This is a genomic window from Serratia sp. MF1(2023), assembly GCF_030954545.1.
In the GTDB taxonomy this organism is placed as follows: Bacteria; Pseudomonadota; Gammaproteobacteria; order Enterobacterales; family Enterobacteriaceae; genus Serratia; species Serratia sarumanii.
In genome coordinates, this window is sequence record NZ_JAVHUX010000034.1 from 33,782 (window position 1) to 59,313 (window position 25,532).

A 25,532-nucleotide genomic window follows, 5' to 3' on the forward strand; every position below is an offset into this window, starting at 1 on the left:
CATCGACGGATTAAAACACCAACAGCATCAGGCAGGCAAACACCGGCACCGCCGCGGTCAGGCTGTCGATACGATCCAGTATGCCACCGTGACCGGGGATCAAGTGACCGCTGTCCTTGATCCCCGCTTCGCGTTTGAACATGCTTTCGGTCAAATCGCCCAGCACCGAAGCCAGCGCGGCGATCACCGAACAGGCCAACAGCGTGGTCGGCACCACGTTCAGCGGCGCGTAGCGGCCGAACAGCCAGGAAATGACCGCCGACGTCAGCAGCCCGCCAATCAGCCCTTCCCAGGTTTTACCCGGAGAGACCTTCGGCGCCAGCTTATGCTTGCCGAACAGCTTGCCGAACATATAGGCGCCGGAATCCGCGCCCCACACCAGCAGCATCACGTACAGCAGCCACCAGGCGCCGGTAAACGGGTTTTGCTCGTAGCCGAACTGGCGCAGCGCCAGCATGCCCCAGAAGAACGGCACGATGGTCAGCAGGCCGAACAGCAGGCGCAGCGGGCGCGAATTGCGCCAAATGGCGGCCGAGCCGGGGTAAAACAGCACCAGCAGCAGCGCCGCCAGCCACCAGGCCAGCGACAGCCACAGCGAGCCGCTTATCTGCGGCACGGATTGATGGTAAGCGGGAACGCTGAGCATCATCAGCGCCAGCAGAAAACCGCACAGTATCGCCAGCCAGATGCGCTGCGAACGGGAGGTAAAACCGGCCAGTTGGCCCCACTCCCAGGCTGCTAACATGCACACGACGAGCGTTACCAGAGCAAAGGCCAGCGGCGGCAACAGGAACAGCGCCGCGATAACGATCGGGATTAAAATCAGAGCAGTTATGAGGCGATACTTCAGCAAAAGTTCTCCCTAGGACGCATCGGCGCCGATAGGTGTTGTTCCCCCGAAGCGGCGCTCACGTTGTGCAAATGCATTCAGCGCACCTTCAAAGACAAGTTCATCGAAATCAGGCCAGAGCACATCAGTAAAGTAAAGTTCAGCATAGGCGATTTGCCACAGCAGGAAGTTACTGATGCGATGCTCGCCACCGGTGCGGATAACCAGATCCACCGGCGCCAGGTCGCTCATGCAAACCCGCTCGTTCAATAATTCCTCGCTGATCTGATCCGGGTGCAACTCCCCCACCCGTACTCGTTCGGCCAGTTCCCTTACTCCCTGAATGATATCCCAACGGCCACCGTAGTTGGCAGCGATATTGAGCGTCAGGCCATCGTTATTTTCCGTCAGTGCTTCAGAGCGGCGGATCCGCTCCTGCAAACGCGAGCTGAAGCGGCTGATATCGCCGATCACCCGCAGCCTGACGTTATGTTTATGCAGGCTTTTTACTTCACTATCCAGAGCACGGACAAAAAGCTCCATCAGGGCGGAGACTTCCTGCACCGGACGGTTCCAGTTTTCGCTGCTGAAGGCATAAAGCGTGAGCGCATCTAAATGGTGGCTGGCGGCAAAACTGACCGCGCGGCGAACCGATTTCACCCCTGCTTTATGACCGAAGACACGTAACTTGCCCTGACGTTTGGCCCAGCGTCCGTTACCGTCCATGATAATGGCGACATGGCGCGGCCCCGGGGAAGATGGATTAGCCTCTTGTTGGTTTGCGGACGACATAACTCGTACTTATTTCCTCAATAGAAATATAACTGCCTTTCCGGAACATCAGGCCCTTACGCGCAAAAAAAGCCGTGTGCCCGACACGGCTTTCAGCCAGCCCTCGCGATGCCCGGCGCAGCCGGGCCGCCATTGGCGCACAAAGCGCCAATCAGGCCATAATTCAACGGTATAACCGCTGACAGGTGGCGCAGACTATACCACCTCAGCGGGGCATGAACAAACGGCCCCGCTGCGGCACGCGTGAATTACGAGCAAAATCGGATAATCGCCGTCCTCAACCGCGCAACGCGCGAACGCGCTCCTCGGCGGCGGCGCGCGCCTGGCGGTCAATGTCTAAGACCGCTTCGATGCTGGTCGGTTCCTGCAGCGCAAGGCGCTCCACCACCTGGCGGTTGACCGCCGCAATGTCGGTAAAGCGAATCTGCTGCTGCAAAAATGCCGCCACGGCGATTTCGTTGGCCGCGTTCAGCGCAGTGGTCGCCGCCTGGCCGGCATCGAACGCTTCAATCGCCAAATACAGGCAAGGATAACGCTCGCACTCCGGTTCGGCGAAGGTCAACGAACCGATGCGACAGAAGTCCAGCGCCTCCACGCCGGAGTTCACGCGCTGCGGATACGCCATCGCGTGGGCGATCGGCGTGCGCATATCCGGCGTACCCAGCTGCGCCAGCACGCTGCCGTCGGCATAGCGCACCATCGAGTGAATCACCGACTGCGGATGCAGGATCACTTCCATTTGCTCGGCCGAGGCGTTAAACAGCCAGCGGGCCTCAATGTATTCCAGACCTTTGTTCATCATGGTGGCGGAATCCACCGAGATCTTGCGCCCCATCGACCAGTTCGGGTGGGCGCAGGCTTGATCCGGGGTCATCGCGGCGAACTGCTCCAGCGGCGTGGTGCGGAACGGGCCGCCGGAGCCGGTAAGCACGATGCGCGAAACACCATGACTGTCCAGGGAAGAGTATCCCAACTGACGCTGAATGCTCTCAGGCAAACTCTGAAAAATCGCGTTGTGCTCGCTGTCGAGCGGCAGCAACTGCGCCTGGCTTTGGCGCACCGCATCCATAAACAGACGGCCGCAGGTGACCAGCGACTCTTTGTTGGCCAGCAGCACCTGCTTGCCTGCGCGGATCGCCGCCAGCGTCGGCAACAGCCCCGCGGCGCCGACGATGGCCGCCGTCACTTGATCGACGTCGTCCAACGCCGCCAGTTCGCAGGCCGCTTGCTCCCCGGCCAATACCTCGGTAGCGACGCCGTTTTCCGCCAGAATGGCGCGCAGCTCGCGCGCGGCGCTTTCATCCGCCATCGCGGCGAAGGCGGGCCGAAATTCCATGCATTGCTGCGCCATGACCGCGACGTTGCGGCCGGCCACAAGCGCTTTGATCGCAAAAAGGTCGGGATTTGCCCTGACCACGGCCAGGGTGCTGGTCCCTACCGAGCCGGTCGAGCCAAGAATGGTCAGTTGCTTCATGAGTTCACTCTGAATAACTGTCTGATAAGATCGGAGGTGTTCCAGTGTGGAACCTTGGACACCGCTTGTCCATGATCTTTCAGTACGATAAAACGGGATCTGCGCCACAAAAAACAAAGCGCCGCCCAGGCGACGCTTTTTTTCTGCGCGATGCTGATTAGAAATCCATCAGCTCTTTTTCTTTCTCCGCCAGCGCGGCGTCGACCAGCTTGATGTAAGCGTCGGTCATTTTCTGAATCTCGTCTTGTGAACGACGTTCTTCGTCTTCGCTGATCTCTTTGTCTTTCAGCAGCGCCTTGACCTTGTCGTTGGCGTCGCGACGCACGTTACGCACCGCTACTCGGCCCTGCTCGGCTTCGCCACGCACGATCTTGATCAGATCCTTACGACGTTCTTCGGTCAGCGGAGGCAGCGGAACGCGAATGTCAGAACCGGCAGAAGACGGGTTGAGGCCCAGATCGGAGCTCATGATCGCTTTCTCAACGGCCTGGCTCAGGCTGCGGTCGAACACGTTGATTTTCAGCGTACGGGAGTCTTCCACGGTCACGTTGGCCAGCTGGCGCAGCGGCGTAGCGGCGCCGTAGTATTCCACCATGATGCCGTCCAGAATGCTTGGAGAAGCGCGGCCGGTGCGGATCTTGCTGATTTGGTTTTTGAATGCTTCTACGCTTTTTTCCATGCGTGAATCAGCATCTTTTCTGATTTCATTAGTCACGTTGCAAACCCTTGGAAGCTGGTTACTTGGCAGGCGATACTCAAGTATAGCCCGTAATCGTACTCGGAGAGCGCGCGGCGTCTGGCGTCACGCGCACCGAAAAAGGGGTGTGAACAGCCTTATTTGCTGATCAGCGTACCTTCATTCTCACCCATCACCACGCGGCGCAGCGCGCCCGGCTTGTTCATGTTGAACACGCGGATCGGCAGACCGTGATCGCGGGCCAGCGTAAACGCCGCCAGATCCATCACTTTCAGCTCGCGCTCCAGCACGTCCTGATAGGTTAATTGTTCATACAGCGTCGCATCCGGGTTTTTCACCGGATCGGCGGAGTATACGCCATCCACTTTGGTGGCTTTCAGCACCACGTCCGCTTCGATCTCGATGCCGCGCAGGCAAGCGGCGGAATCGGTGGTGAAGAACGGGTTACCGGTACCGGCGGAGAAGATCACCACGCGGTTGTTGCGCAGCAGGCTGATCGCCTCTGCCCAACTGTAATTGTCACACACGCCGTTCAGCGGGATCGCCGACATCAGGCGGGCGTTCACATAGGCACGGTGCAGTGCATCACGCATAGCCAGGCCGTTCATCACGGTAGCCAGCATTCCCATGTGGTCGCCCACTACGCGGTTCATGCCGGCTTGCGCCAGGCCCGCGCCGCGGAACAGGTTCCCGCCGCCAATAACTACACCGACCTGAATTCCCAGTTCGACCAGCTCTTTCACTTCCTGAGCCATGCGATCCAAAACGCTGGCGTCGATACCAAAACCTTCTGCACCTTGCAGGGCTTCGCCACTCAGTTTAAGCAGAATACGCTGATATACGGGTTTTGCATTGGTTGCCATGGTGTTCTGTCCTAAGAAGCAGTATTAGTATTGGGGATTTCAGCCGATGAAACGCGCCTGAGGTGAGCATCACGCTGCAGGGCCTGCCACCGGTGTAATTCTGGCTGGATAGTATGGAACCGCCAGACGGCGGTTCCATCGACAGTCATTAAGACTGTTTGCTCATCGCGGCAACTTCAGCAGCGAAGTCGGTTTCGACTTTCTCGATGCCTTCGCCCACTTCGAAGCGAATGAAGTTGGTCACGTCAGCGTTGTGCTCTTTCAGCACCTGAGCAACGGATTTGCTCGGATCAATAACGAAAGGCTGACCGGTCAGAGAAACTTCGCCGGTGAATTTCTTCATGCGGCCTTCAACCATTTTCTCTGCGATTTCTTTCGGCTTGCCGGACTGCATGGCGATGTCCAACTGAACCTGGTACTCTTTTTCTACCACTTCAGCAGACACGTCTTCCGGCTTAACGAACTCTGGCTTGCTTGCCGCAATGTGCATTGCGATTTGCTTGACCAGCTCTTCGTCAGCGCCTTTAGCCGCAACCAGAACGCCGATACGCGCGCCGTGCAGGTAGCTGCCCAGCACTTCGCCTTCCAGGGAAGCAACGCGACGAATGTTGATGTTTTCGCCGATTTTTGCCACCAGCGCTACGCGCTCTTCTTCGAACTGTGCTTTCAGCACGTCAACGTCAGTGATTTTGCCGGCCATGGCCGCATCCAGCACTTTGTCGGCGAACGCCTGGAAACCGGCGTCTTTCGCTACGAAGTCAGTCTGGCAGTTAACTTCCAGAATGATGCCGTAGTTGCCTTCGATCTTGGTTTTGATCACGCCGTCAGCAGCTACGTTGCCTGCTTTTTTAGCGGCTTTGATCGCACCGGACTTACGCATGTTTTCGATTGCCAGTTCGATGTCGCCGTTGGATTCAACCAGCGCCTTCTTGCAATCCATCATGCCAGCGCCGGTACGCTCGCGCAGTTCTTTTACCAGGGCAGCGGTAATATCAGCCATTTATTTTTCCTCGGTTATCTCGCGTGGAGACAGTTCTCATTCAGATAAGCAAAGGGGGCCTTAACAGGCCCCCCTAACCAACATATGTCAATACCTGGTTAATAAGGGCTCAGTGACGAGCTTGCCTTATTATTCAGCTTCTACGAAGCCTTCTTCCGCCTGAACGGCCAGATCTTGAGAACGACCTTCACGCACAGCGGCAGCAACGGCAGTCAGGTACAGGTTTACTGCACGGATTGCGTCGTCGTTACCAGGGATGATGAAGTCAACGCCGTCTGGGTTGGAGTTGGTATCAACGATAGAGAATACCGGGATACCCAGGTTGTTGGCTTCTTTGATCGCGATGTGCTCGTGATCGGCATCGATAACGAACAGTGCGTCTGGCAGACCGCCCATATCTTTGATACCGCCCAGGGAGTTTTCCAGCTTGGCCAGTTCACGAGTGCGCATCAGCGCTTCTTTCTTGGTCAGCTTGTCCAGGGTGCCGTCTTGAGACTGGATTTCCAGATCTTTCAAACGCTTGATGGACTGACGAACGGTTTTCCAGTTAGTCAGCATGCCGCCCAACCAGCGGTGGTTCACGAAGAACTGGTCACAGCTGTTAGCAGCGTCTTTTACCGCTTCGCTTGCTGCGCGCTTGGTACCTACGAACAGGATCTTGCCTTTACGGGAAGAGATCTTGCTCAGTTCAGCCAGAGCGGCGTTGAACATTGGTACGGTCTGCTCCAGGTTGATGATGTGAACCTTGTTACGAGCGCCGAAGATGAAAGGCTTCATTTTCGGGTTCCAGTAACGGGTCTGGTGACCAAAGTGAACACCAGCCTTGAGCATGTCGCGCATGGAAACAGTTGCCATGATTAAACCTCTATAGATTAATTGGGGTTATGCCTCCACGTATCCCATAACGCCGACCCTGGCGGCGACAAGTCACCTCAGGGCACCCCGGCGGATGTGCCGATACGTGTGTGTTATTTACACAAAATGAGTGCAGTTAAAGTATTTTCGGCCAATTCCTGCCAGGTCACAAGAACCAAGTCGCGGATCGCCGGCGCGCTTTATACCATAAACCCGCCGCCGACACCAACTTTTGTTGCTTTGCGCCGGGCATCGGGAAATGAAATTTGGCAGCCCCCGGCCGGGCTGATACCATAAGTCACTGCTTCTTATTGTCGACGATAACGACACCTGCGGACGAATTTCATGGCAATCTCAATTAAAACACCTGATGACATCCAAAAAATGCGCGTGGCCGGCCGCCTGGCCGCCGAAGTGCTGGAAATCATCGAGCCGCACGTCAAACCTGGCGTGACCACCGGCGAGCTGGACCGTATCTGTCACGAGTACATCACCAACGAGCAGCAGGCCATCTCCGCCTGCCTCGGCTACCACGGCTTCCCGAAATCCGTGTGCATCTCGGTGAACGAAGTGGTGTGCCACGGCATCCCGAGCGACGACAAAACGCTGAAAGACGGCGACATCGTCAATATCGACGTGACCGTGATTAAAGACGGCTTCCACGGCGACACCTCGAAGATGTTCATCGTCGGCAAACCGACCATTCTGGGCGAGCGCCTGTGCCGCGTCACTCAGGAAAGCCTGTATCTGGCGCTGAAGATGGTCAAGCCGGGCATCCGCCTGCGCACCCTGGGCAAGGCTATCCAGCAATTCGTCGAGGCCGAGAAATTCTCCGTGGTGCGCGAGTACTGCGGCCACGGCATCGGCGAAGTGTTCCACGAAGAGCCGCAGGTGCTGCACTATGATGCCGATGACGGCGGCGTGGTGCTGCAGGCGGGCATGGCCTTCACCATCGAACCGATGGTCAACGCCGGCGACTACCGCATCCGCACCATGAAAGACGGCTGGACGGTAAAAACCAAAGATCGCAGCTTGTCGGCGCAGTATGAGCATACTATTGTGGTCACTGATAACGGCTGCGAGATAATGACGTTGCGCAAGGATGACACCATCCCCAACATCATTACGCACGAGATGTAAGCACCGCGGCGAACGCCGCGTGCAGAATATCACCAGGCCGGCTTTTGCCGGCCTTTTTTATGGGCTGCGCACTATGTCTGACAATCTCCTTCAACAAGCGGCCCCGGCCGTGCCGATGCCGCCCGCCTCCCCCAGCACCTACGGCGACGAAGAGCTCACCTGCCCGATGCTGAAACAGCGGCTGGAGCAGTTCCAGCTGTGGCTGGCGGCGGCGTTCGACGCCGGCTCCAGCGCCGAAAGCCTGGTGGCGGCGCGCAGCGACTTTATCGATCGCCTGCTGCGCCGGCTGTGGACGTTCTACGGCTTCGAAGATATCCCGGAAACGGCGCTGGTGGCGGTCGGCGGCTACGGCCGCGGCGAACTGCATCCGCTGTCGGACATCGACGTGCTGGTGCTCAGCCAGCGCCGGCTGACGGAACAGCAGTCGCAGCGGGTCGGCGAATTCATCACCCTGCTGTGGGATCTCAAGCTGGAAGTGGGCCATAGCGTGCGCACTCTGGAAGAGTGCCTGCTGGAAGGGTTGGCGGATCTGACCGTGGCCACCAACCTGATCGAATCGCGGATGATCTGCGGCGACGTCGCGCTGTTCCTGCAGATGCAAAAACATATCTTCAGCGACGGCTTCTGGCCTTCGCCGCAGTTTTTCCACGCCAAGATCAACGAGCAGCAGGAGCGCCATCAGCGCTACCACGGCACCAGCTATAACCTGGAGCCGGATATCAAAAGCAGCCCCGGCGGCCTGCGCGATATTCACACGCTGCTGTGGGTGGCGCGGCGCCACTTCGGCGCCACTTCGCTGGACGAAATGGTCGGCTTCGGTTTCCTCACCCAGGCCGAGCGCAACGAGCTGAACGAGTGCCAGAGCTTCCTGTGGCGCATCCGCTTTGCACTGCACCTGGTGCTGCCGCGTTACGACAACCGCCTATTGTTCGATCGCCAGCTCAGCGTGGCGCAGCTGCTGCGCTATGAAGGCGAAGGCAACGAGCCGGTCGAGCGCATGATGAAAGACTTCTACCGCATGACGCGGCGCGTCAGCGAACTGAACCACATGCTGCTGCAGCTGTTCGACGAGGCCATTCTGGCGCTGGACGCCACCGAGAAGCCGCGCCCGCTGAACGACGATTTCCAGCTGCGCGGCGATCTGATCGACCTGCGCGACGAAACGCTGTTTATCCGCGAGCCGCAGGCTATCATGCGCATGTTCTACCTGATGGTGCGCAACCGCGAGATCAAGGGCATTTATTCCACCACCGTGCGCCAGCTGCGTCACGCGCGCCGCCACCTGAAGCAGCCGCTGTGCACCATTCCGGAAGCGCGCGATCTGTTTATGGCCATCCTGCGCCATCCCGGCGCGGTGTCGCGCGCGCTGGTGCCGATGCACCGTCACAGCGTGCTGTGGGCCTATATGCCGCAGTGGGGAAAGATCGTCGGGCAGATGCAGTTCGACCTGTTCCACGCCTATACCGTCGATGAACACACCATCCGCGTGCTGCAGAAGCTGGAGAGTTTCGCCGACGACCAGACTCGGCCGCGCCATCCGCTGTGCGTGGAGCTGTATCCGCGCCTGCCGCACCCGGAACTGCTGCTGCTGGCGGCGTTGTTCCACGATATCGCCAAAGGGCGCGGCGGCGACCACTCGATCCTCGGCGCGGAAGACGTGGTGGAGTTCGCCGAACTTCACGGCCTCAACTCGCGTGAAACCCAGCTGGTGGCCTGGCTGGTGCGCTGCCACCTGCTGATGTCGGTCACCGCGCAGCGCCGCGATATCCAGGATCCGACGGTGATCCAGCAGTTCAGCAGCGAAGTGCAGAGCGAAACCCGCCTGCGCTATCTGGTATGCCTGACGGTGGCCGACATCTGCGCCACCAACGAAACCCTGTGGAACAGCTGGAAGCAGAGCCTGCTGCGCGAGCTGTATTTCGCCACCGAGAAGCAGCTGCGCCGCGGCATGCAAAACAGCCCGGATCTGCGCGAACGCGTGCGCCATCACCGCCTGCAGGCGCTGGCGCTGCTGCGCATGGACAACATCGACGAAGAGGCGCTGCACCGCATCTGGAGCCGCTGCCGCGCCGACTATTTCCTGCGCCACTCGCCGAATCAGCTGGCCTGGCACGCCCGCCACCTGCTGGCCCACGATTCCACCCAGCCGCTGGTGCTGGTCAGCCGCCAGGCGACGCGCGGCGGCACCGAGATATTCATCTGGAGCCCGGACCGCCCTTATCTGTTCGCCGCCGTCGCAGGCGAGATGGATCGCCGCAATCTGAGCGTGCACGACGCGCAGATCTTCACCAACCGCGACGGTATGGCAATGGACACCTTTATCGTGCTGGAGCCGGACGGCAGCCCGCTGGCGCAGGATCGCCACGCGGCGATCCGCCAGGCGCTGCTGCAGGCCATCACCCAGCGGGAGTATCAGCCGCCGCGCGTGCGCCGGCCCTCTTCCAAGCTGCGCCACTTCAGCGTGCCGACCGAGGTCACTTTCCTGCCGACCCATACCGATCGCCGCAGCTACCTGGAGCTGACCGCACTCGACCAGCCCGGCCTGCTGGCGCGGGTGGGCGAAGTGTTCGCTGACCTGGGGCTGTCGCTGCACGGCGCGCGCATTTCCACCATCGGCGAGCGGGTCGAGGACTTGTTTATCCTGGCCGACGGCGAGCGGCGCGCGCTCGACCAGGAAACGCGCAGAAAGTTGGAGCAACGGTTGACAGAGGCCCTCACCCCAAACGATAAAATGTGATACAAGTAACTTTTTACCGACAACATCAGGAAAGAGAACAGCATGCAGCAATTACAGAACGTTATTGAAAGCGCCTTCGAGCGCCGTGCGGACATCACCCCGGCGAACGTAGACACCGTAACGCGCGAAGCGGTAAACCAGGTGATCGGCCTGCTGGACAGCGGCGCCCTGCGCGTCGCCGAGAAGATCGACGGTCAATGGGTCACCCATCAGTGGCTGAAGAAAGCCGTGCTGCTCTCTTTCCGCATCAACGACAACAAGGTGATGGACGGCGCGGAAACCCGCTACTACGACAAGGTGCCGATGAAGTTCGCCGACTACGATGAAGCGCGCTTCCAGAAGGAAGGTTTCCGCGTCGTGCCGCCAGCCACCGTGCGCCAGGGCGCGTTCATCGCGCGCAACACCGTGCTGATGCCGTCTTACGTTAACATCGGCGCCTACGTCGACGAAGGCACCATGGTCGACACCTGGGCCACCGTCGGTTCTTGCGCTCAGATCGGCAAAAACGTTCACCTGTCCGGCGGCGTCGGCATCGGCGGCGTGCTGGAGCCGCTGCAGGCCAACCCGACCATCATCGAAGACAACTGCTTCATCGGCGCGCGCTCCGAAGTGGTGGAAGGCGTGATCGTGGAAGAAGGCTCGGTGATTTCGATGGGCGTGTACCTCGGCCAGAGCACCCGTATCTATGACCGCGAGACCGGCGAAATCCATTACGGCCGCGTACCGGCGGGTTCGGTGGTGGTTTCCGGCAACCTGCCTTCGAAAGACGGTTCCTACAGCCTGTACTGCGCGGTGATCGTCAAGAAGGTCGACGCCAAAACGCGCGGTAAAGTCGGCATTAATGAGTTATTGCGCACTATCGACTAAATTGAAATAGCGGGTGATTCACCCGCTATTTTTTTGTCTGCGTTTCGCTGGCAGTCACAGTCGCAGACCTCGCTTTCCGCCATAATCGCAGTCGTGGAATATAACGATCACATCTAAAGAGGGCGCAGTATGTACGATAACTTGAAGAGTTTGGGCATCAATCAACCGGAAGACGTCGATCGCTATAGCCTGCGTCAAGAGGCCAACAACGACATCCTCAAGATCTATTTCCGCAAGGACAAGGGCGAGTTCTTCGCTAAAAGCGTGAAGTTCAAGTACCCGCGCCAGCGTAAAACCGTGGTGGCGGACAACGCCGGCCAGGGCTACAAGGAAATTCACGAGATCAACCCGAACCTGCGTTACGTGATCGACGAACTGGATCAGCTGTGCCAACGCGATCAGGTGGAAGTGGATCTGAAGCGTAAAATCCTCGACGACCTGCGCCATCTCGAAGGCGTGGTGTCGCACAAGATTGCCGAGATCGAAGCCGATCTGGAAAAACTCACCCGCGGCAAGTAATGCGGATCGGTTGATCCGCATCATCGCCAAGGCGCCCTTTCGCGGCGCCTTTTTACTTTACGATTGCAGCAGCGTGCCCCACTGCTCGACCCACGGGCAGGCGGCCACTTCCGGCTCCGGCTGTTCCATCGCATCGATCTCCAGCACTTCGCCAACGCGGGTAGCGCCCTGCTCCTGCAGCAGCGCGTCGAACGCGCGCCCGGCGCCGCAGAAGTTGTCATAGCTGCTGTCGCCGAGGGCGATCAGCCCATAGCGCAGCTCCGGCTGATAGCCAACCTGATCGCGAATGGCGTGGAACAGCGGCGCGATGCTGTCCGGCAGATCGCCCTGCCCGGTGGTGGAGGTAATCACCAGCGCGTAGTGCTGACGATAATACTGCCAGGCCTCCAGCGTGCCCTCTTCGAACAGTTTGACCTCATGGCCCTGTTCGCTGAGGATGTTTTGCGCCTCTTCCGCCACCAGCAGCGAATTGCCGTAGACCGTTCCCACGAAGATACCAACCTGAGCCATGGCTCCTACTCCCTTCATTACCTTTAAAAATTGTCAGCTATCCTGACCGTTAGCCGCGCTAAACTCAACCCCGGCAAGTTCAGGGAATACTCCCGCCCAGCCGAACTGCGTCATCACCCCTTGCCAGTCTTCGTCCCAGCGCGCCGTCACCCGCAGCGCCTCACCGGTCACCGGGTGCGTCAGCTGCAAATGGCTGGCGTGCAGCATCAGGCGCGGGCAGCCGAAATGCTGCGCCATGCCGCGGTTCTGCCGCAGATCGCCGTGCTTGCTGTCGCCGATGATCGGATGGCGAAGATGCGCCATGTGGCGCCGCAGCTGGTGCTTGCGGCCGGTTTCCGGCTGCAGCTCCACCAGGCTGTAGCGCGCGCTGTCGTAGCGGCCGACGGCCACCGGCATCTCTACCTGCGCCAGCGGCCGGTAGTGCGTCACCGCCGGCTGCGGCCCTTTATCGGCATCGGCATGTTTATCGGCGATTTTGTCCAGCTCCGCCGTCAGCGGGTAGTCGAGGGTCGCCCCCTCCTGCACGTAGCCGCGCACCACCGCATGGTAGGTTTTCTGCACCTGATGCTGCTCGAACTGCAGCGACAGCAGACGCGCCACCTCGCTGGAGAGCGCCATCAGCAGCACGCCGGACGTCGGGCGATCGAGACGGTGCACGGTAAAGACGTGCTGCCCGAGCTGATCGCGCACCGTCTGCATCATAAAGCGGGTCTCATGACGATCCAGCCAACTGCGGTGCACCAACCAACCCGACGGCTTGTTCACCGCCACCAGGTGTTCATCCTGATACAAAATCTCAATCACATCGCTTTCCCAGGTAAATAGCCGTTTCGGGCGCGAGTATAACAGGCGTGCGGCTCAGCGCTAGTTCACCCATTCGATGGTCACCAGCCGCGTATCGGCGCGGCCGCGATCGTCCACCGCCCGAATGCGGTAGCGCCCATTGTCGATCGGCCGCCAATCGATCGGCTTTTTGCTGGCGCTGCTGCCGAGATAGATATCGTCGACGAACCAGTACACCGTCTTGCTATCGGCGTCCGTCACCGCGTTGAAGGCGATTTTATCTCGCCCCTGCTGCGACTGGCGCAGGGTATAGGTGGTGTTTTTCAGCGGCGAAGTGATGCGCGGCGCGTTGCCGCCGACGGCGATGCCGTTGTCCTTGCAGCGGTTGACCGGCGGCGCCCGCTTCGGCAGCCCGGCCTGGGCGAACACGTTGGCCAGATCGGAAGGCCAGAACTCAAAGATTTCGGTGCGGGTCTGCGCCGCGTCATACGGCGGGCAAACGACCTCGCCGCTGTGAATATCCAGCACCACCGGCCGATAGACGCTGTCGACCTTGATCGGCGACTTGCCGGGAATAAACCAGGTCTTGCCCTTCTGCTGGCACCACGGCGTCGGCAGATCGCCGCTGGCGAGGCAAATATCCACCCGCCGCAGCCGTTGGGGGAACGGGTGCTTCGGTTCCCGCAGGCCGGGGTAGCTGGCATTGACGCTGTCGATGATGTTGAAGAACAGCGGCGCGGCCGCCTCGGCGCCGACCAACGCATTGTTGCCGCGCCCGTCGAAGTTGCCTTCCCACACCACCAGCACGTAAGGACCGAAAATCCCGACGCTCCAGGCGTCGCGAAAGCCCCAGGAAGTGCCGGTCTTCCAGTACACCGGCAGCGAAGAAGAACGCTGCGCCAGCGTATCGCCCGGCCGCCGGTGCTGGCGCAGCATATCCAGCGTGATGAAACTGGCCTCCTCGCTCAGCAGCCGCACCGGCGTCGATTCGGCCTCGTTCAGCTGCATACGAAGCGGCCGCAGCTCGCCGCGGTTCGCCAGCAACGCATACAGCTTCGCCAATTCCTGCGCCGTCACCTCGCCGCCGCCCAGCACCAGCGACAGCCCGTAGTGGCTTTCGTTGGCCATATTGGCGACACCGGTCAGGCGCAAAAACTGATAAAAGGTCGGCTGGCGCAGCTGCGAGGCAACATACACCGCCGGGATGTTGCGGCTGAAATTCAGCGCGTCGGTGGCGGTCACCGGGCCGAGAAAGCGCCGGTCGAAATTTTCCGGCGCATAGGCGCCGAACGACGAAGGCACGTCCTTCAGGATGGTCATCGGATGCAGCACGCCCTGCTCCATACCCAGCGCGTAGATGAACGGTTTGAGCGTCGAACCCGGCGAGCGTTTGGCGTTGGTGCCGTTCACCTGCCCCTGGATCGGCCGATTGTAATAATCCGCCGATCCCACCAGCGCGCGCACCCCCATATCGCGGCTGTCCACCAGCAGCACCGCGGCGTTTTGGATGCCGCGGCTGCGGTTGCGGGCGATAAAGGCATTGACCTGCCGCTCAACCAGCCGCTGCAACCCGGCGTCCAGCGTGGTGTCGACGCGGGTATCGCGCTGCACCAGTTGCTGCGTCTGCTGGCGCAGCTGTTCGATAAAGTGCGGCGCGATATAGGGCACTTGTTCGGGCTGGCGCAGCGCCAGCGGCAGGCGGAACAGCGTTTGCTGGCTGACGTCGGTGGGGTAAACCCGCTGCCAGCGCTGGAACAGACGGTTGCGCGCCTGGGTCAACGCGGTGCCGAGCACGCCGGTTTTCGGCTCCAGACGGTAGCTGGGCGACTGCGGCAGCACCGCCAGCGTCAGCGCCTCCGGCAGGGTCAAATCCTTCGGCGACTTGGCGAAATAGATCAGGCTGGCGGCGCCGATGCTTTCGATGTTGCGGCCGTAAGGGGCGTAATTCAGGTAGGCTTCCAGGATATCGCGCTTGGAGTAGCTCAGTTCCAGTTGCACCGCACGCAGCACCTGCAGCAGCTTGCCGCCCGGCGTGCGGGTGTTGAGATGCCAGCGCATGCGCGCCAGCTGCATGCTGATGGTCGATCCGCCCTGCATTTTGCCGCCGGCGACATAGCTGCGCCAGAAGCCGCGCATCAGGCTGACGGGGTTAAAACCGGGGTTGTAGTAGAACCAGCGGTCTTCGTGCAGCAGCAGCCCGCGCACCGCCAACGGCGACACCTGCTCCAGCGGCGTCCACAGCCGGTAGCGGTCGTCGTTGGCCAGGGTGATGCGCAGCAGCGCCAGTAAAAACACCGCCATCAAGCCGTTTTGCAGCACGCGCCCGGTCAGGATCTTCATACGTTCTCACCACCCCGGCGCCAGACGCTGGCCTGGCGCCGGAGCCGGCCTAGTCGTTGCCCGCCGGCACCACCACCAGCTTGCCGCCGCCGGCCGACATCGCCTGTACTTCACGGTCATACATGGCTTCGCCGTAGGCCGGTGGAACAATAAAGCTGCCGGTATTGGTGGCCTTGATCTGATAGACGAACTCCTGCACCTCGGTGCCGGCGCTGCCATAGATAATCACCCGATCTTCACGGATATCGCTGTAATCCGGCGCCCAAGTGGAGCCGGTAGCGGCCAGCGGCGACTGCCAACCGCCGCGGTCTTCGCTCTCCTCGCCGGCATCGGCCGGTTCCGGCGGCGTCTGCTGCACCACTTCGAACCCGCCCGGCAGCAGATCGACGATCGCCAGGTTGCTCTGCCCCTCTTTCGAGTTGGCGCGCACCTTCAGATGGACATTGATCTTCTGCCCCAGCGTCACCTGCGTCACCGGCTTGCCCTGTTCGTCGGTGTAATCGCGGACGATCTCAATGCCGCGCGACAGCGCTTTTTGCGGCGCATTCAGGTCGTAACCGGCCTGCGTCACCACATACCAGGCCGGCGCATTGCCACCGTTGGTGAAGCGCACCGCGGTGGCATCGGCGTTGAACTGCCCCTGAACGAACAACCCCTGCAGCTCACTGATGCGCTGCGGCTCGCCGCCGGCTTTGCCTACCTGCACGATGCCCAATGCATCCGCATTGGCGGATTGCGCCGCCACCTGGGCCGAATAGCTTTCCAGCGCCAGAATGCTCATCGCGGAGGAGTAGGTGGTGTAACGCTCTTCTTTCAGCGCCTTGACCATATTCTCCAGCACCTGCGGCGGGATCGACGCCACCTTCTCCGGGAAGTGACGGGTAATCAGATACAGCCGCGTCGCATCCTGCACCAGCGGATCGAAATAGTTCTGCGTCCACCAGGCGCTGTCATACGCCTTGCTCAGCTGCTGCCAGCTCGGTTGCAACAGCGCGGCGGCTTCGTCGTCCATCTTCAACAACCGATAGGAAGAAGCCAGATACAGCGCGCTCAGATCGGTTTTCCACCCTTCGCCATAGCGTTTTTGCAGCGTATCCTGCACCGCCGCCAGCGAGTTGGTGGTCACTTCACCCTGCAGCGTCAGCAGGTAAACCGCCCAGCTGCGCAGGCGCAGCAGATACAGATCGTCGAATCCGCTGGCCGCCAGCTCGCGCAATGTGCCGTTGGCCTCGTCCAGCATGCCTTCCGGCAGGGCGTAGCCCGCCGCTTTGGCTTCGAGCAGATACTGCACCACATAAGGCGTGACGAAAGGATCGGCATCCGGCGACGAACGCCAGGCGCCGATCGCTCCGCTGTCGTTCTGGCGCGCGCGCAGCACGCCAAGCAGGTTGCGCAGCTGCTTGCTGACTTCCGCCTGGCTCAGGCTGCTTTTCATCTCGGGGTGGCGGCTCTGCAGCATCAGCGGAATTGAGCGGCTGACGATCTGCTCGGAACAGTAATACGGGTAATCCGCCAGGTATTGCGCCAGCCCGCTGGTCAGCACCAGCGGCGAATTCGACACCGCCGCCCGGCGCTGCGCGAAAGCGTCAAACATCTGGCGCAGGCCATCGACGTTCTGACTGCCGCCGCTCATGCGCCCCATCACCGACTGGGTACGGTACGGCGCCGCCGGCCGCACCGAGGTGCTGACAGTGCGGCGGCTGGCCTGGTCGCCGTAACGGGCGTCGAACACCAGCGGCGCATCGCCCAGCACGGCTTTGGCGCGCAGGCGGAAAGCGATCACGCCTTCGCGTTTTTCCGCCAGCGTCAGGCTTTGCGTCGCGTTGCCCACCACCTCCAACTGCGGCGGCGGCGTCAACAGAACGTTGATGGCCACCGACTGGCCGTTCAGCCCGTCGAGGTTGTTGCTGACGCCCACGCTGACGTCGAACTCGTCACCCGGCGCCACCATCGCCGGCACGTTCGGCGTCATGATGAAATTGTCGCGCACCGTGGCGGCGGTTTGCGCCTTGCCGATTTTCTCCGGGGTCACCGAAATCGCCATCACGCGGATCTTGCCGTTGAAGTAGTCCGGCACCGGGTAGACGAACTGCTTCTCGCCGCTGACCTCGGTAATGCCGGACCAATAGGCCACCGGCTTGTCGCGCTTGCGCTTGAACGGGTTGAGGTTGAGATCCAGCCCTTCGCCCGCATCGCCGCCCGGCGCCGCGGTCAGCGCCATCAGCTTGCTGAACTCCGGCAGGATCAGATCGAGGATCTGCGAGCTGCTCACATTTAGTTCGCGCTTGCTGAAGAAGAACTCCAGCGGATCCTTCAGGCGGTAACGCGCCACCTGTAGAATGCCCTCATCGACGGCGAACAGCGCCACCTGCTGCGGCGCGTCGGTCTTGACCGTCATCGTCAGGTTTTCACCCGGCTTGATGACTTCCGGCGCCGTCACCTTGAGGCTGTTTTGCCGCGCCTTGGTGCTGATCTTGAACGGCATCACGCCATAGCTCAGCGGGCTCATGAAGATCTCGCTGGAGTTGATGTCGCGCACGAACTGCACGTTGATGTAGCCGTTGCCCTCCATGCCGGCCGGCACGCGGATCTTCTGCACCGAGCTGGTGGTGTCGGTGTGGAACCACTGCCAGGCGTAAACCCTGTCCTTCTCGATGGTGATCAAGCCGCTGCCGGTATAAGGCGCGTTGATCGCCACCTCGATCTCTTCGCCCGGCTGGTATTCCGCCTGGTTCAGTTTCAGCTTCAGTTCGGCGTTGCGATCCAGCGAACGGCTCAGGTTGGCGTTGCCGGCCACGCTGTAGGCAACGCGGTTGAGCGTCTTGCCCTGCGCATCTTCAATCACCAGCACGAAGTCGCCCGGCTTATCGGTCGCCAGCCGCAGATCCGCGCCCTGCGCGCTCAGCGCCAGCGGCTGTTCCGACAGCTGCACTTCCTTCATCTTCGACTGGTATTTGTAAACGCCCGAATCCTGTTTGGTCAGCACCGAAATGTATTTCTGCTCGATCAACACCTGCTTCAGGTTCGGCAGGGCGATCTGTTGCAGATTCGGATCGATGGCGATCACGTTCAGATGCCGCTCCGCGTCGCGGTTGATGTAGCCCAGATCGCCGTCCGCCTTCACCCCGATCAGGTAATCGTAAGGCGAAACCAGCGTGCGGGCGGTCGCCGCCACCGAGCGCCCGCCGCCGGCGACGAACGCCTCCGACAGCAGCTGCAGCTGATAAGTGGCGTCGGCGTAGGATTTCAGATCGAGCGGGATATCGGCCGCGCCGTGCTCATCGGTGGTGCGATCTTCCAGCTCGGTTTCGAACCCGTCGCTGTTTTGCCGATTTTCATAGAACGCATAATCCGGGAAGCGATCGAAGCTCGGATACATCGGCCGCAGCGTCAGCCTGGTGCTCACGCGGCGATCCTGCGCCGGGGTGCCGAACAGGTTCTGCACATCGATGCTGGCCTTCAGCTCGGACGGTTTGACCCAGCCTTGCTGGCGGTTCGGCGTCAGCGCCAGCTTCACTTTCAGCTGATCCGGTTCGAACTCCTTCACATTGACCGCGGTATGGCCGAGCAGCGTGGAGGTATCGTTGTTTTTGCCGATCAGATACAGATAGACGTTCCACTCGCCGGTAGGCGAGTTTTCATCGGTGGTATAGCTCAGCTCATTGAAACCGCTGGCGCCCAGCGTCAGCGGCACGGTGGTCATCAGCTTGTCGCGCGGATCGCGGATTTCGGCGCGCACCGGCACGCCGGCCAGACCAACGCCCCAGTCGGCGGCGCGGGTGATCAGGCCGATGTTAAAGGTATCCCCCGGCCGATAAACGCCGCGATCGGAGAACAGGTAACTGCTGAGCGTGCGCGGATCGGTCGGCGTTTGTTCACCGGCGACGTCAAAGCGCGAGAAGTCCAGCCCGCGATCGTTATAGCTGCCGGTCGGCAGGAAGGAGACATCCCCCTCCTTTTCCACCAGGAACATCACCGGCTGGCGCTCGTTGGTGTACACGTCGAGCGCCGGGAAACGCACGTGGCCGTCGGCCCCGGTGGTTTGGCTGAGCAGCGTCACGCCATTTTTGGCCACCACCGACACGTTGGCGCCGCTGACCGGCGCGCCGCTTTGAATCGACTGCACAAAGACGTCGCGCGTCTTATCCTGCGAGCTCTTGGCGACGATACCCAGATCGGTCACCACCACAAAGCGCGAATCGCCGACGTCGGGCTGATCTTCCCCGGTGCTCTCGTCCGGTTCCTGTTCTGGCTCGGCGCCCGCCTCTTCCGCCGCCGGTTTCCGGTTCGGCTGCCATTCGGACAGCGTCAGCAGGAATACTCCGCGATGGGAACTGGCGTTGGTGGAGAGATAGCGGGAGAGATCGATGCCCTGATAGTTCACTTCCCCCGGCCGCTCGTTGTTGAGCGCCGTCTGGTATTTGAAATGCTCGGTGAAATATTCGTCGTTGAGCCGGTTGAATTCCGTTGACGAGTATTCCCGGCTTTTGAAGGAGACGATGTGCTGCAACTGGCTCGGGATCACCCGCTTGATGTCCAGCCGCAGGCCCGCCACGTTGCGCGCCGCCACGCTGATCTGTTTGTCGCCGTTGACCGACAGCAGCGAGCCTGCGGACATGAACTGCAGCGATTTCGGGAACTCCGGCACTTCGACCACTCGATAAACCTTCTTCGGCATTTTGTAACCGCCGACGGAGACCAGCTGGTTGTCTATCTCGATCAGCACGAAGCGGTGCGCCGGGGCTTCAAAGCGGAAGCTGAACTGCGGCTGGTAGGCCTCTTCCGCCTCGTTAAGCGTCAATGGCAATGCCGTCGCCTGCGCCAGCACGTTTTTACCGACGCTGTCGACCGTCCATTGATAGAAATCTTCGGCATCGTTGGCGGTCTCGGCATCGCTCGGATCGTGCTGCGGCAGCAGCCAGGCCTTGGTGGCCCGCGCCAGCTCTTTATCCTTCACCGCATCGCTGAAACCGACCACCAGCGCACGCTGCCCTTGGCCGCCGTCGGTATCCACCACCTGGGCGCTGGCGTCGCTCAGCGCCAGGCTGTACAGCGTCGGTACTTTGACCCAGTTGCTTTTCGCCTCAGCGACCGCATTGCCGGCCGCCGTCAATTTAACGCCTTTGCCGACGGTCAGATGCACAGCACCGCCCTGATCCAGCGCCTGCAGCGGCTCGGAATGCACCCAGGCGTTCAGTTTTTTCTCGTCATAGACCAGGGAGAAGTTCAGCTTTTTCTCGGAGGAAGCGCTGCCCTCCTTCAATCCCAGCGAAATCTGTTTTTCAAAGCTGGCGACGTCGACCGGCGCATTGAACTGCAAATTGAAAATCGCGCTGCGTTTCTGCGCATCTTGCGGATCGCGGTAATACTCGGCCTGCCCCAGGCGGTAATCGAACGCGGGCACGGTGAAGGCATAGCGGGTTTTGGCGAGCTTGACCTGCGGCGCCAGCAAGGTGGCGGGCTCGAGGGTTACGTCATATTTCGCGCCCATCGGCAGCGGTTTTTTCGGCGTGAACACCAGCGTCGACTCATTGCGCCACACCCACTGCCCTTCCGCAGCCGGTTTGAGGATGATGCCGGCGCTCACGGTTTTGCCCACCGCGCTTATTGCCGCGGCCGAGCCGCTGAAGGTCAGGCTCACCGTTTGCGGCGCCTGCCGGGCGGCGGCGTAGTCTATCGGCTCGGGGTTGGCCAACTCGGCGCTGATCTCCTGAACCGCCATCGGCGCCAGTTCGATGGGCTGGGGCCGGTTTTGCCACCAGTGCCAGCCGTAAAACGCGCCGCCTGCGGCGCCAGCCAACAGCAGCAAGCCCAAACCGATCGCTTTCGGGTGTTTATCCACGCCGCTTTCGAGCCGCAAAAAACCGCGCGGCAGCGCAGCCCACCAGGCCGGCGCACGCCAGCTGAGGTTGCCGACCAGCGGTCTCAGCAACCGCCCCAACAGCGACAAAATCCCGCCCAGCAGGCGGCAAACGCCCTTAACTAGGGTAAAAGGCAAACGCAGGATAAACCTTAATAAATCCATTATTGCAGCACCTCATCATCCTAATGCAGCCCCCGGTCAACCGCCGCGGTTCAACCGAGCCGAAAGACGCCTTCGGCTCTCCTGCCCGGCATCCGCGCGAGTACTCTACACTGCCGGGCGGCAAAAATCTGCGCGCCGCCGGCGAATTACGGCGCTTTATTCAACATCAAATCCAGCTGTTGCAGCAGCACCAGCAGCGGCAGGCTGCTCGGTTCACGATCTTTCAACGCCTCTTCGAAATAAGGCGTGATGGCGAAGCGCGTCGGCAGCGGCGCTTCGGCGTCCAGCAACGCATACATGCGCGGCAAGAACACCCACTGCAGCCAGGCTTCGGCCGACATGCTGTCGATGCAGAACGGCTCGGTGCTGGAGAAGGCCTCATGATCAGGCGGCGCGGCCTGCCACAGCGCCAGATCGCGCATGGATTGTTCAATCGCCTGCAAACTGCGGCGCACCTGGTTATGTATACTCATCTGCATTCCCGATCTCTTTTCATCATGGTATTCAGCGCGCTGGCTGAAAGGCGGCAAAGCATAGCATTTTTATAGCCCAAATTCGGCGCGTCTGAGACAGCCCGCCGTTTTTATCTGGTGGCGTCCGCCGCCGCGCGGCACAATAGGCCCACCGAGTTCACCACACAGATAAAGATTCATGTCCGTAATAACAGAGAAAAAAAACCACGCGACGCCCGGTAAGGCCATGCTGGCTTCGGTCACCGGTTACGCCATGGACGGGTTTGACCTGCTGATCCTCGGCTTTATGCTGCCGGCCATCAGCAGCGAATTAGGATTAACCTCATCGGCCGCCGGTTCGCTGGTCACCTGGACGCTGATCGGCGCGGTGCTGGGCGGCGTGATCTTCGGCCACCTCAGCGATCGCTTCGGCCGAATCCGGGTGCTCACGATCACCATCCTGATGTTTTCCCTGTTCACCGGCCTGTGCGCCGTGGCGCAAGGATATTGGGATCTGCTGGCCTATCGCACCCTGGCGGGCATCGGGCTGGGCGGCGAATTCGGCATCGGCATGGCGCTGATCGCCGAAGCCTGGCCGGCGGAGAAGCGCAACCGCGCTTCGGCTTACGTCGGCATGGGCTGGCAACTGGGCGTGCTGGCGGCCGCCTTCCTGACGCCGCTGCTGCTGGAACACATCGGCTGGCGCGGCATGTTTTTGGTCGGCCTGCTGCCGGCGCTGGCGTCATTCCTGATCCGCCGCACTCTGGGCGAACCGGAGGAATTCGTACGGCAGAAAGACGCTGGGCAATCGCTCTCCTTCCTGCAGCGTTTGCGCCTGCTGTTTAAGGATCGCGCCACCAGCAAGGCCAGCATCGGCATCTTCATTCTCTGTTCGGTGCAGAACTTCGGCTACTACGGCCTGATGATCTGGATGCCGACTTACCTGGCGAAAAACTTCGGCTTCTCGCTCACCAAGTCCGGCCTGTGGACGGCGGTGACGGTGGTCGGCATGACGTTCGGCATCTGGCTGTTTGGCGTGCTGGCCGATCGCTTCGCCCGCTGGAAGATCTTCGTGTTTTATCAGATCGGCGCCGTGGTGATGGTGATCGGCTATGCCCAGTTGAGCGACCCGACGCTGATGCTGTTCGCCGGCGCCGTGATGGGCATGTTCGTCAACGGCATGATAGGCGGCTACGGCGCGTTGATTTCCGATACCTATCCGGTGCAGGCGCGCGCCACCGCGCAGAACATCCTGTTCAATCTCGGGCGCGGCGTCGGCGGCCTGGGGCCATTGGTAATCGGTGCGCTGGTGACGCAAGTGTCGTTTACCGCGGCCATCAGCCTGCTGGCGGCGATTTACCTGCTGGATATCTACGCCACGCTGTTCCTGCTGCCGAAAAAACAGGGCGCAGGCGATACGCTGGGCGCGATTGGTTAACGCTGAAGAGGGATTAAGGCAGGGCCGCACGCGCGGCGGAATGGAACAAAAAGTTGGGGGCACTGCGTTAACAGTGCCCCCGGTTCGTTTTATAGCCATCCCGCTACACAGCGTGCTCCCTGCTCAATCCTTGAAAACTTTTCCTGCGGCCATCCTGACCAAGTGGTCCTTGCATCATCCTGCAGCATCGTCCTGACGCGGTTCCTCAGCCTTCCTGACCCGCCGACAGTCCTGTGCCGGCTCTCAATCTCCGTCCTGGAGGTGTCCCTGGTTTCTATCCTGAAACATCCTGGGCATCTCCTGACGCCATCCTTCGCTCTTGCCTGAGCGCATCCCTTTCTTCTTCCTGAAGCTGCATCATCCTGATGCTTTCCTGCTCCGCCGGTTCCGTTCCGGTAACGATAAGATCGCTTAAATTCCCCGGAATCACAAGGGTTTGGGAGGTGTCTCACACTAAATTAAGCCTAAGAGTTATCCTAAAGAAATTCTAACCAATTGATCTGGATAACAATAATCTCATCGCCTGGAGAAAGGCGGGAAAAATTAAGAGCGATCTCTCACAGCCCGTGTGAGAGATCTCGCACACGGGCGACGGCGAATCCGTCGCCATTCAGTCCAGCACCGGGCGCAGCGCATCGAGGAAATTCCCCAGCGTCGCCGCCAGCAGGGTACGCTTATCGCTGCCGAACTGTTCCAGCACCACGTTGCCGCTGACGTTGCACAACGACACCATCGTCATCTCGGATTCGGTGGTCGCCAGGAACAGCGTTGGCGGCAGCTTGAGGCGCTTTTGCGTCACCAGATGGCCGATCAGGTTCTCCTGCAGGCGGATAAAATCCTCTTCGCTCCAGACCTGCAGCAGGCTCAGACGATGCTCGCCGAACTGCGCGCTCATGTCGCCGGCGTATTGCTGCGTGTAGAAACGGTGCGCGTCCGGCTGCAAACGCAGCTCCAGCGCGGCTTCTACCTTTTCCAACGTCGCCGCCGGTTCGAAAGGCTGTGGCAACCACAACACTTCGTCCTCGCGGTTCTCCACGATGCAGGGCGACGGCACGCCGTACAGCGCCTGGCTGGCCGGCGCGTGGCCGCGCTCTTGCTGCCACAACTCGACATAGCGTTGAGTGAATTCACGCAGAGCGTGCGATACATCATGGTCCATATTCTTTCCCGCATACGTTAAACTGACGGCCATTGTACCTATCTCTGACCAAGGTGACAGCAGATGTCCTCATATCAAGACCACCAGGCCCTGTCGGGGCTGACGCTGGGCAAACCCACCGCCTACCGCGATCGCTACGACGCCTCGCTGCTGCAGGCGGTGCCGCGCAGCATGAACCGCGAGCCGCTGGGGCTGTACCCCGATAACCTGCCCTTCCACGGCGCGGACATCTGGACGCTGTACGAGCTCTCCTGGCTGAACGCCAACGGGCTGCCGCAGGTGGCGGTCGGTGAAATCAGCCTCAACGCCGACAGCCTGAACCTGATCGAATCGAAAAGCTTCAAGCTGTATCTCAACAGCTTCAACCAAACCCCGTTCGCCGATTGGGAAACGGTGCGCAGCACGCTGCAGCGCGATCTGTCCGCCTGCGCCCAGGGCGAGGTGAGCGTGACCCTGTTCAGCGTCGAGCAGTTGGAAGGCACGCCGATCGCCCGCCTGGCCGGCGACTGCATCGATCAGCAGGATATCCGCATCGACAATTATGAGTTCAACGCCGACTACCTGCTGAACGCCGCCGGTGAAGAGGTGGTGGAAGAGCAATTGGTCAGCCACCTGCTGAAGTCCAACTGCCTGATCACCCATCAACCGGACTGGGGCTCGGTGCAGATAAGCTACCGCGGCGGCAAGATCGATCGCGAAGCGCTGCTGCGCTATCTGGTCTCCTTCCGCCACCACAACGAATTCCACGAACAGTGCGTCGAGCGCATCTTTAACGATTTGATGCGCTACTGCCGGCCGCAAAGCCTGACGGTTTACGCCCGCTACACCCGCCGCGGCGGGCTGGATATCAACCCGTGGCGCAGCAACGTCGAATTCGCTCCCGAACGCGGCCGCCTGGCGCGCCAATAAGTGCGAAACATTGCTCAACAACTGAGCTAACGAGCGGTTTATGTTGGTAAAAGCGCAGGGACGGCGGTAAGGTTAAAACGAGGCTGCGGCCGGGCGGAGCGCCCGCTGCGCCGCAGCACGCCAACCATAACGAGATGCTGTTT

General features: G+C 60.7%; 19 protein-coding genes. 6 read left to right on the forward strand and 13 right to left on the reverse strand.

The features are described 5' to 3' along the window. Positions 1–10: 10 nt before the first annotated feature. The 7 genes from cdsA to rpsB form a co-directional block, all read right to left on the reverse strand. Entirely contained in the window at positions 11–853 is an 843-nt protein-coding gene (cdsA, locus tag REA38_RS16320) for a phosphatidate cytidylyltransferase (protein ID WP_033644875.1), read from the reverse strand. Positions 854–862: 9 nt separating this feature from the next. Further along, the gene (ispU, locus tag REA38_RS16325) at positions 863–1,621 is read right to left on the reverse strand and encodes a (2E,6E)-farnesyl-diphosphate-specific ditrans,polycis-undecaprenyl-diphosphate synthase (RefSeq protein WP_033635737.1); all 759 of its coding nucleotides are present in this window, start codon (positions 1,619–1,621) and stop codon (positions 863–865) included. A 277-nt stretch (positions 1,622–1,898) separates the two neighbouring features. Further along, a complete protein-coding gene (ispC, locus tag REA38_RS16330; protein ID WP_048321893.1) occupies positions 1,899–3,095 on the reverse strand; it encodes a 1-deoxy-D-xylulose-5-phosphate reductoisomerase in 1,197 nt (398 codons plus the stop codon). 157 nt (positions 3,096–3,252) lie between these two features. Next, positions 3,253–3,810 carry a ribosome recycling factor gene (gene frr, locus REA38_RS16335; RefSeq protein ID WP_004931943.1) on the reverse strand — a complete coding sequence of 186 codons (558 nt, stop codon included), beginning with the start codon at positions 3,808–3,810 and terminating at the stop codon, positions 3,253–3,255. Positions 3,811–3,929: 119 nt separating this feature from the next. Beyond that, positions 3,930–4,655 carry a UMP kinase gene (pyrH, locus tag REA38_RS16340; RefSeq protein WP_004931940.1) on the reverse strand — a complete coding sequence of 242 codons (726 nt, stop codon included), beginning with the start codon at positions 4,653–4,655 and terminating at the stop codon, positions 3,930–3,932. A 148-nt stretch (positions 4,656–4,803) separates the two neighbouring features. Then, on the reverse strand, positions 4,804–5,655 hold the full coding sequence (gene tsf / locus REA38_RS16345) for a translation elongation factor Ts (protein ID WP_033654122.1): 852 nt from the start codon (positions 5,653–5,655) through the stop codon (positions 4,804–4,806). A 129-nt stretch (positions 5,656–5,784) separates the two neighbouring features. After that, positions 5,785–6,510 (reverse strand): 30S ribosomal protein S2, encoded by a 726-nt coding sequence (gene rpsB / locus REA38_RS16350; RefSeq protein ID WP_016929891.1) that lies wholly within the window; start codon positions 6,508–6,510, stop codon positions 5,785–5,787. 345 nt (positions 6,511–6,855) lie between these two features. On the opposite strand from rpsB, the gene map reads away from it, so the two are divergent. The 4 genes from map (at position 6,856) to REA38_RS16370 (ending at position 11,773) form a co-directional block, all read left to right on the forward strand. Next, positions 6,856–7,650, forward strand: coding sequence for a type I methionyl aminopeptidase (gene map / locus REA38_RS16355; RefSeq protein ID WP_004931936.1), 795 nt, complete (start codon positions 6,856–6,858; stop codon positions 7,648–7,650). A 73-nt stretch (positions 7,651–7,723) separates the two neighbouring features. Next, positions 7,724–10,387, forward strand: a complete 2,664-nt coding sequence (gene glnD / locus REA38_RS16360) for a bifunctional uridylyltransferase/uridylyl-removing protein GlnD (RefSeq protein WP_033649826.1) — start codon at positions 7,724–7,726, stop codon at positions 10,385–10,387. A 42-nt stretch (positions 10,388–10,429) separates the two neighbouring features. After that, positions 10,430–11,254 carry a 2,3,4,5-tetrahydropyridine-2,6-dicarboxylate N-succinyltransferase gene (gene dapD, locus REA38_RS16365; RefSeq protein ID WP_004931932.1) on the forward strand — a complete coding sequence of 275 codons (825 nt, stop codon included), beginning with the start codon at positions 10,430–10,432 and terminating at the stop codon, positions 11,252–11,254. Positions 11,255–11,383: 129 nt separating this feature from the next. Next, complete coding sequence (locus REA38_RS16370; RefSeq protein WP_004931929.1) at positions 11,384–11,773, forward strand: DUF3461 family protein; 390 nt, start codon at positions 11,384–11,386, stop codon at positions 11,771–11,773. Between the two features lie 57 nt (positions 11,774–11,830). On the opposite strand, the gene REA38_RS16375 is transcribed toward REA38_RS16370, so the two are convergent. From REA38_RS16375 to REA38_RS16395, 5 genes are all read right to left on the reverse strand, one after another. Further along, positions 11,831–12,283, reverse strand: a complete 453-nt coding sequence (locus REA38_RS16375; protein ID WP_016929894.1) for a flavodoxin — start codon at positions 12,281–12,283, stop codon at positions 11,831–11,833. 33 nt (positions 12,284–12,316) lie between these two features. Then, positions 12,317–13,087 (reverse strand): tRNA pseudouridine(65) synthase TruC, encoded by a 771-nt coding sequence (gene truC / locus REA38_RS16380; RefSeq protein WP_033635741.1) that lies wholly within the window; start codon positions 13,085–13,087, stop codon positions 12,317–12,319. A gap of 60 nt (positions 13,088–13,147) precedes the next feature. Next, positions 13,148–15,406, reverse strand: a complete 2,259-nt coding sequence (gene pbpC, locus REA38_RS16385) for a penicillin-binding protein 1C (protein WP_308886246.1) — start codon at positions 15,404–15,406, stop codon at positions 13,148–13,150. Between the two features lie 49 nt (positions 15,407–15,455). After that, complete coding sequence (locus tag REA38_RS16390) at positions 15,456–21,431, reverse strand: alpha-2-macroglobulin (RefSeq protein ID WP_308886247.1); 5,976 nt, start codon at positions 21,429–21,431, stop codon at positions 15,456–15,458. A 146-nt stretch (positions 21,432–21,577) separates the two neighbouring features. Further along, complete coding sequence (locus REA38_RS16395) at positions 21,578–21,904, reverse strand: YqcC family protein (RefSeq protein ID WP_033654135.1); 327 nt, start codon at positions 21,902–21,904, stop codon at positions 21,578–21,580. A 178-nt stretch (positions 21,905–22,082) separates the two neighbouring features. Between REA38_RS16395 and REA38_RS16400 the strand changes: the two genes are divergently transcribed. Beyond that, positions 22,083–23,321 (forward strand): MFS transporter, encoded by a 1,239-nt coding sequence (locus REA38_RS16400; protein WP_103799348.1) that lies wholly within the window; start codon positions 22,083–22,085, stop codon positions 23,319–23,321. A 610-nt stretch (positions 23,322–23,931) separates the two neighbouring features. Here the strand turns inward: REA38_RS16400 and syd are convergent. Then, positions 23,932–24,480, reverse strand: coding sequence for a SecY-interacting protein (gene syd, locus REA38_RS16405; RefSeq protein ID WP_033649801.1), 549 nt, complete (start codon positions 24,478–24,480; stop codon positions 23,932–23,934). A gap of 63 nt (positions 24,481–24,543) precedes the next feature. On the opposite strand from syd, the gene queF reads away from it, so the two are divergent. Then, positions 24,544–25,389, forward strand: a complete 846-nt coding sequence (queF, locus tag REA38_RS16410; RefSeq protein WP_033649800.1) for an NADPH-dependent 7-cyano-7-deazaguanine reductase QueF — start codon at positions 24,544–24,546, stop codon at positions 25,387–25,389. The last annotated feature ends 143 nt before the right edge of the window (positions 25,390–25,532 follow it).

Excerpts from the sequence above, each read along its gene's own strand:
- ispU (WP_033635737.1), bottom strand. The coding sequence starts at position 1,621 with ATGTCGTCCGCAAACCAACAAGAGGCTAATCCATCTTCCCCGGGGCCG.
- ispC (WP_048321893.1), bottom strand. The coding sequence starts at position 3,095 with ATGAAGCAACTGACCATTCTTGGCTCGACCGGCTCGGTAGGGACCAGC.
- pyrH (WP_004931940.1), bottom strand. The coding sequence starts at position 4,655 with ATGGCAACCAATGCAAAACCCGTATATCAGCGTATTCTGCTTAAACTG.
- tsf (WP_033654122.1), bottom strand. The coding sequence starts at position 5,655 with ATGGCTGATATTACCGCTGCCCTGGTAAAAGAACTGCGCGAGCGTACC.
- rpsB (WP_016929891.1), bottom strand. The coding sequence starts at position 6,510 with ATGGCAACTGTTTCCATGCGCGACATGCTCAAGGCTGGTGTTCACTTT.
- map (WP_004931936.1), top strand. The coding sequence starts at position 6,856 with ATGGCAATCTCAATTAAAACACCTGATGACATCCAAAAAATGCGCGTG.
- glnD (WP_033649826.1), top strand. The coding sequence starts at position 7,724 with ATGTCTGACAATCTCCTTCAACAAGCGGCCCCGGCCGTGCCGATGCCG.
- dapD (WP_004931932.1), top strand. The coding sequence starts at position 10,430 with ATGCAGCAATTACAGAACGTTATTGAAAGCGCCTTCGAGCGCCGTGCG.
- REA38_RS16370 (WP_004931929.1), top strand. The coding sequence starts at position 11,384 with ATGTACGATAACTTGAAGAGTTTGGGCATCAATCAACCGGAAGACGTC.
- REA38_RS16375 (WP_016929894.1), bottom strand. The coding sequence starts at position 12,283 with ATGGCTCAGGTTGGTATCTTCGTGGGAACGGTCTACGGCAATTCGCTG.
- pbpC (WP_308886246.1), bottom strand. The coding sequence starts at position 15,406 with ATGAAGATCCTGACCGGGCGCGTGCTGCAAAACGGCTTGATGGCGGTG.
- REA38_RS16390 (WP_308886247.1), bottom strand. The coding sequence starts at position 21,431 with ATGGATTTATTAAGGTTTATCCTGCGTTTGCCTTTTACCCTAGTTAAG.
- REA38_RS16395 (WP_033654135.1), bottom strand. The coding sequence starts at position 21,904 with ATGAGTATACATAACCAGGTGCGCCGCAGTTTGCAGGCGATTGAACAA.
- REA38_RS16400 (WP_103799348.1), top strand. The coding sequence starts at position 22,083 with ATGTCCGTAATAACAGAGAAAAAAAACCACGCGACGCCCGGTAAGGCC.
- syd (WP_033649801.1), bottom strand. The coding sequence starts at position 24,480 with ATGGACCATGATGTATCGCACGCTCTGCGTGAATTCACTCAACGCTAT.
- queF (WP_033649800.1), top strand. The coding sequence starts at position 24,544 with ATGTCCTCATATCAAGACCACCAGGCCCTGTCGGGGCTGACGCTGGGC.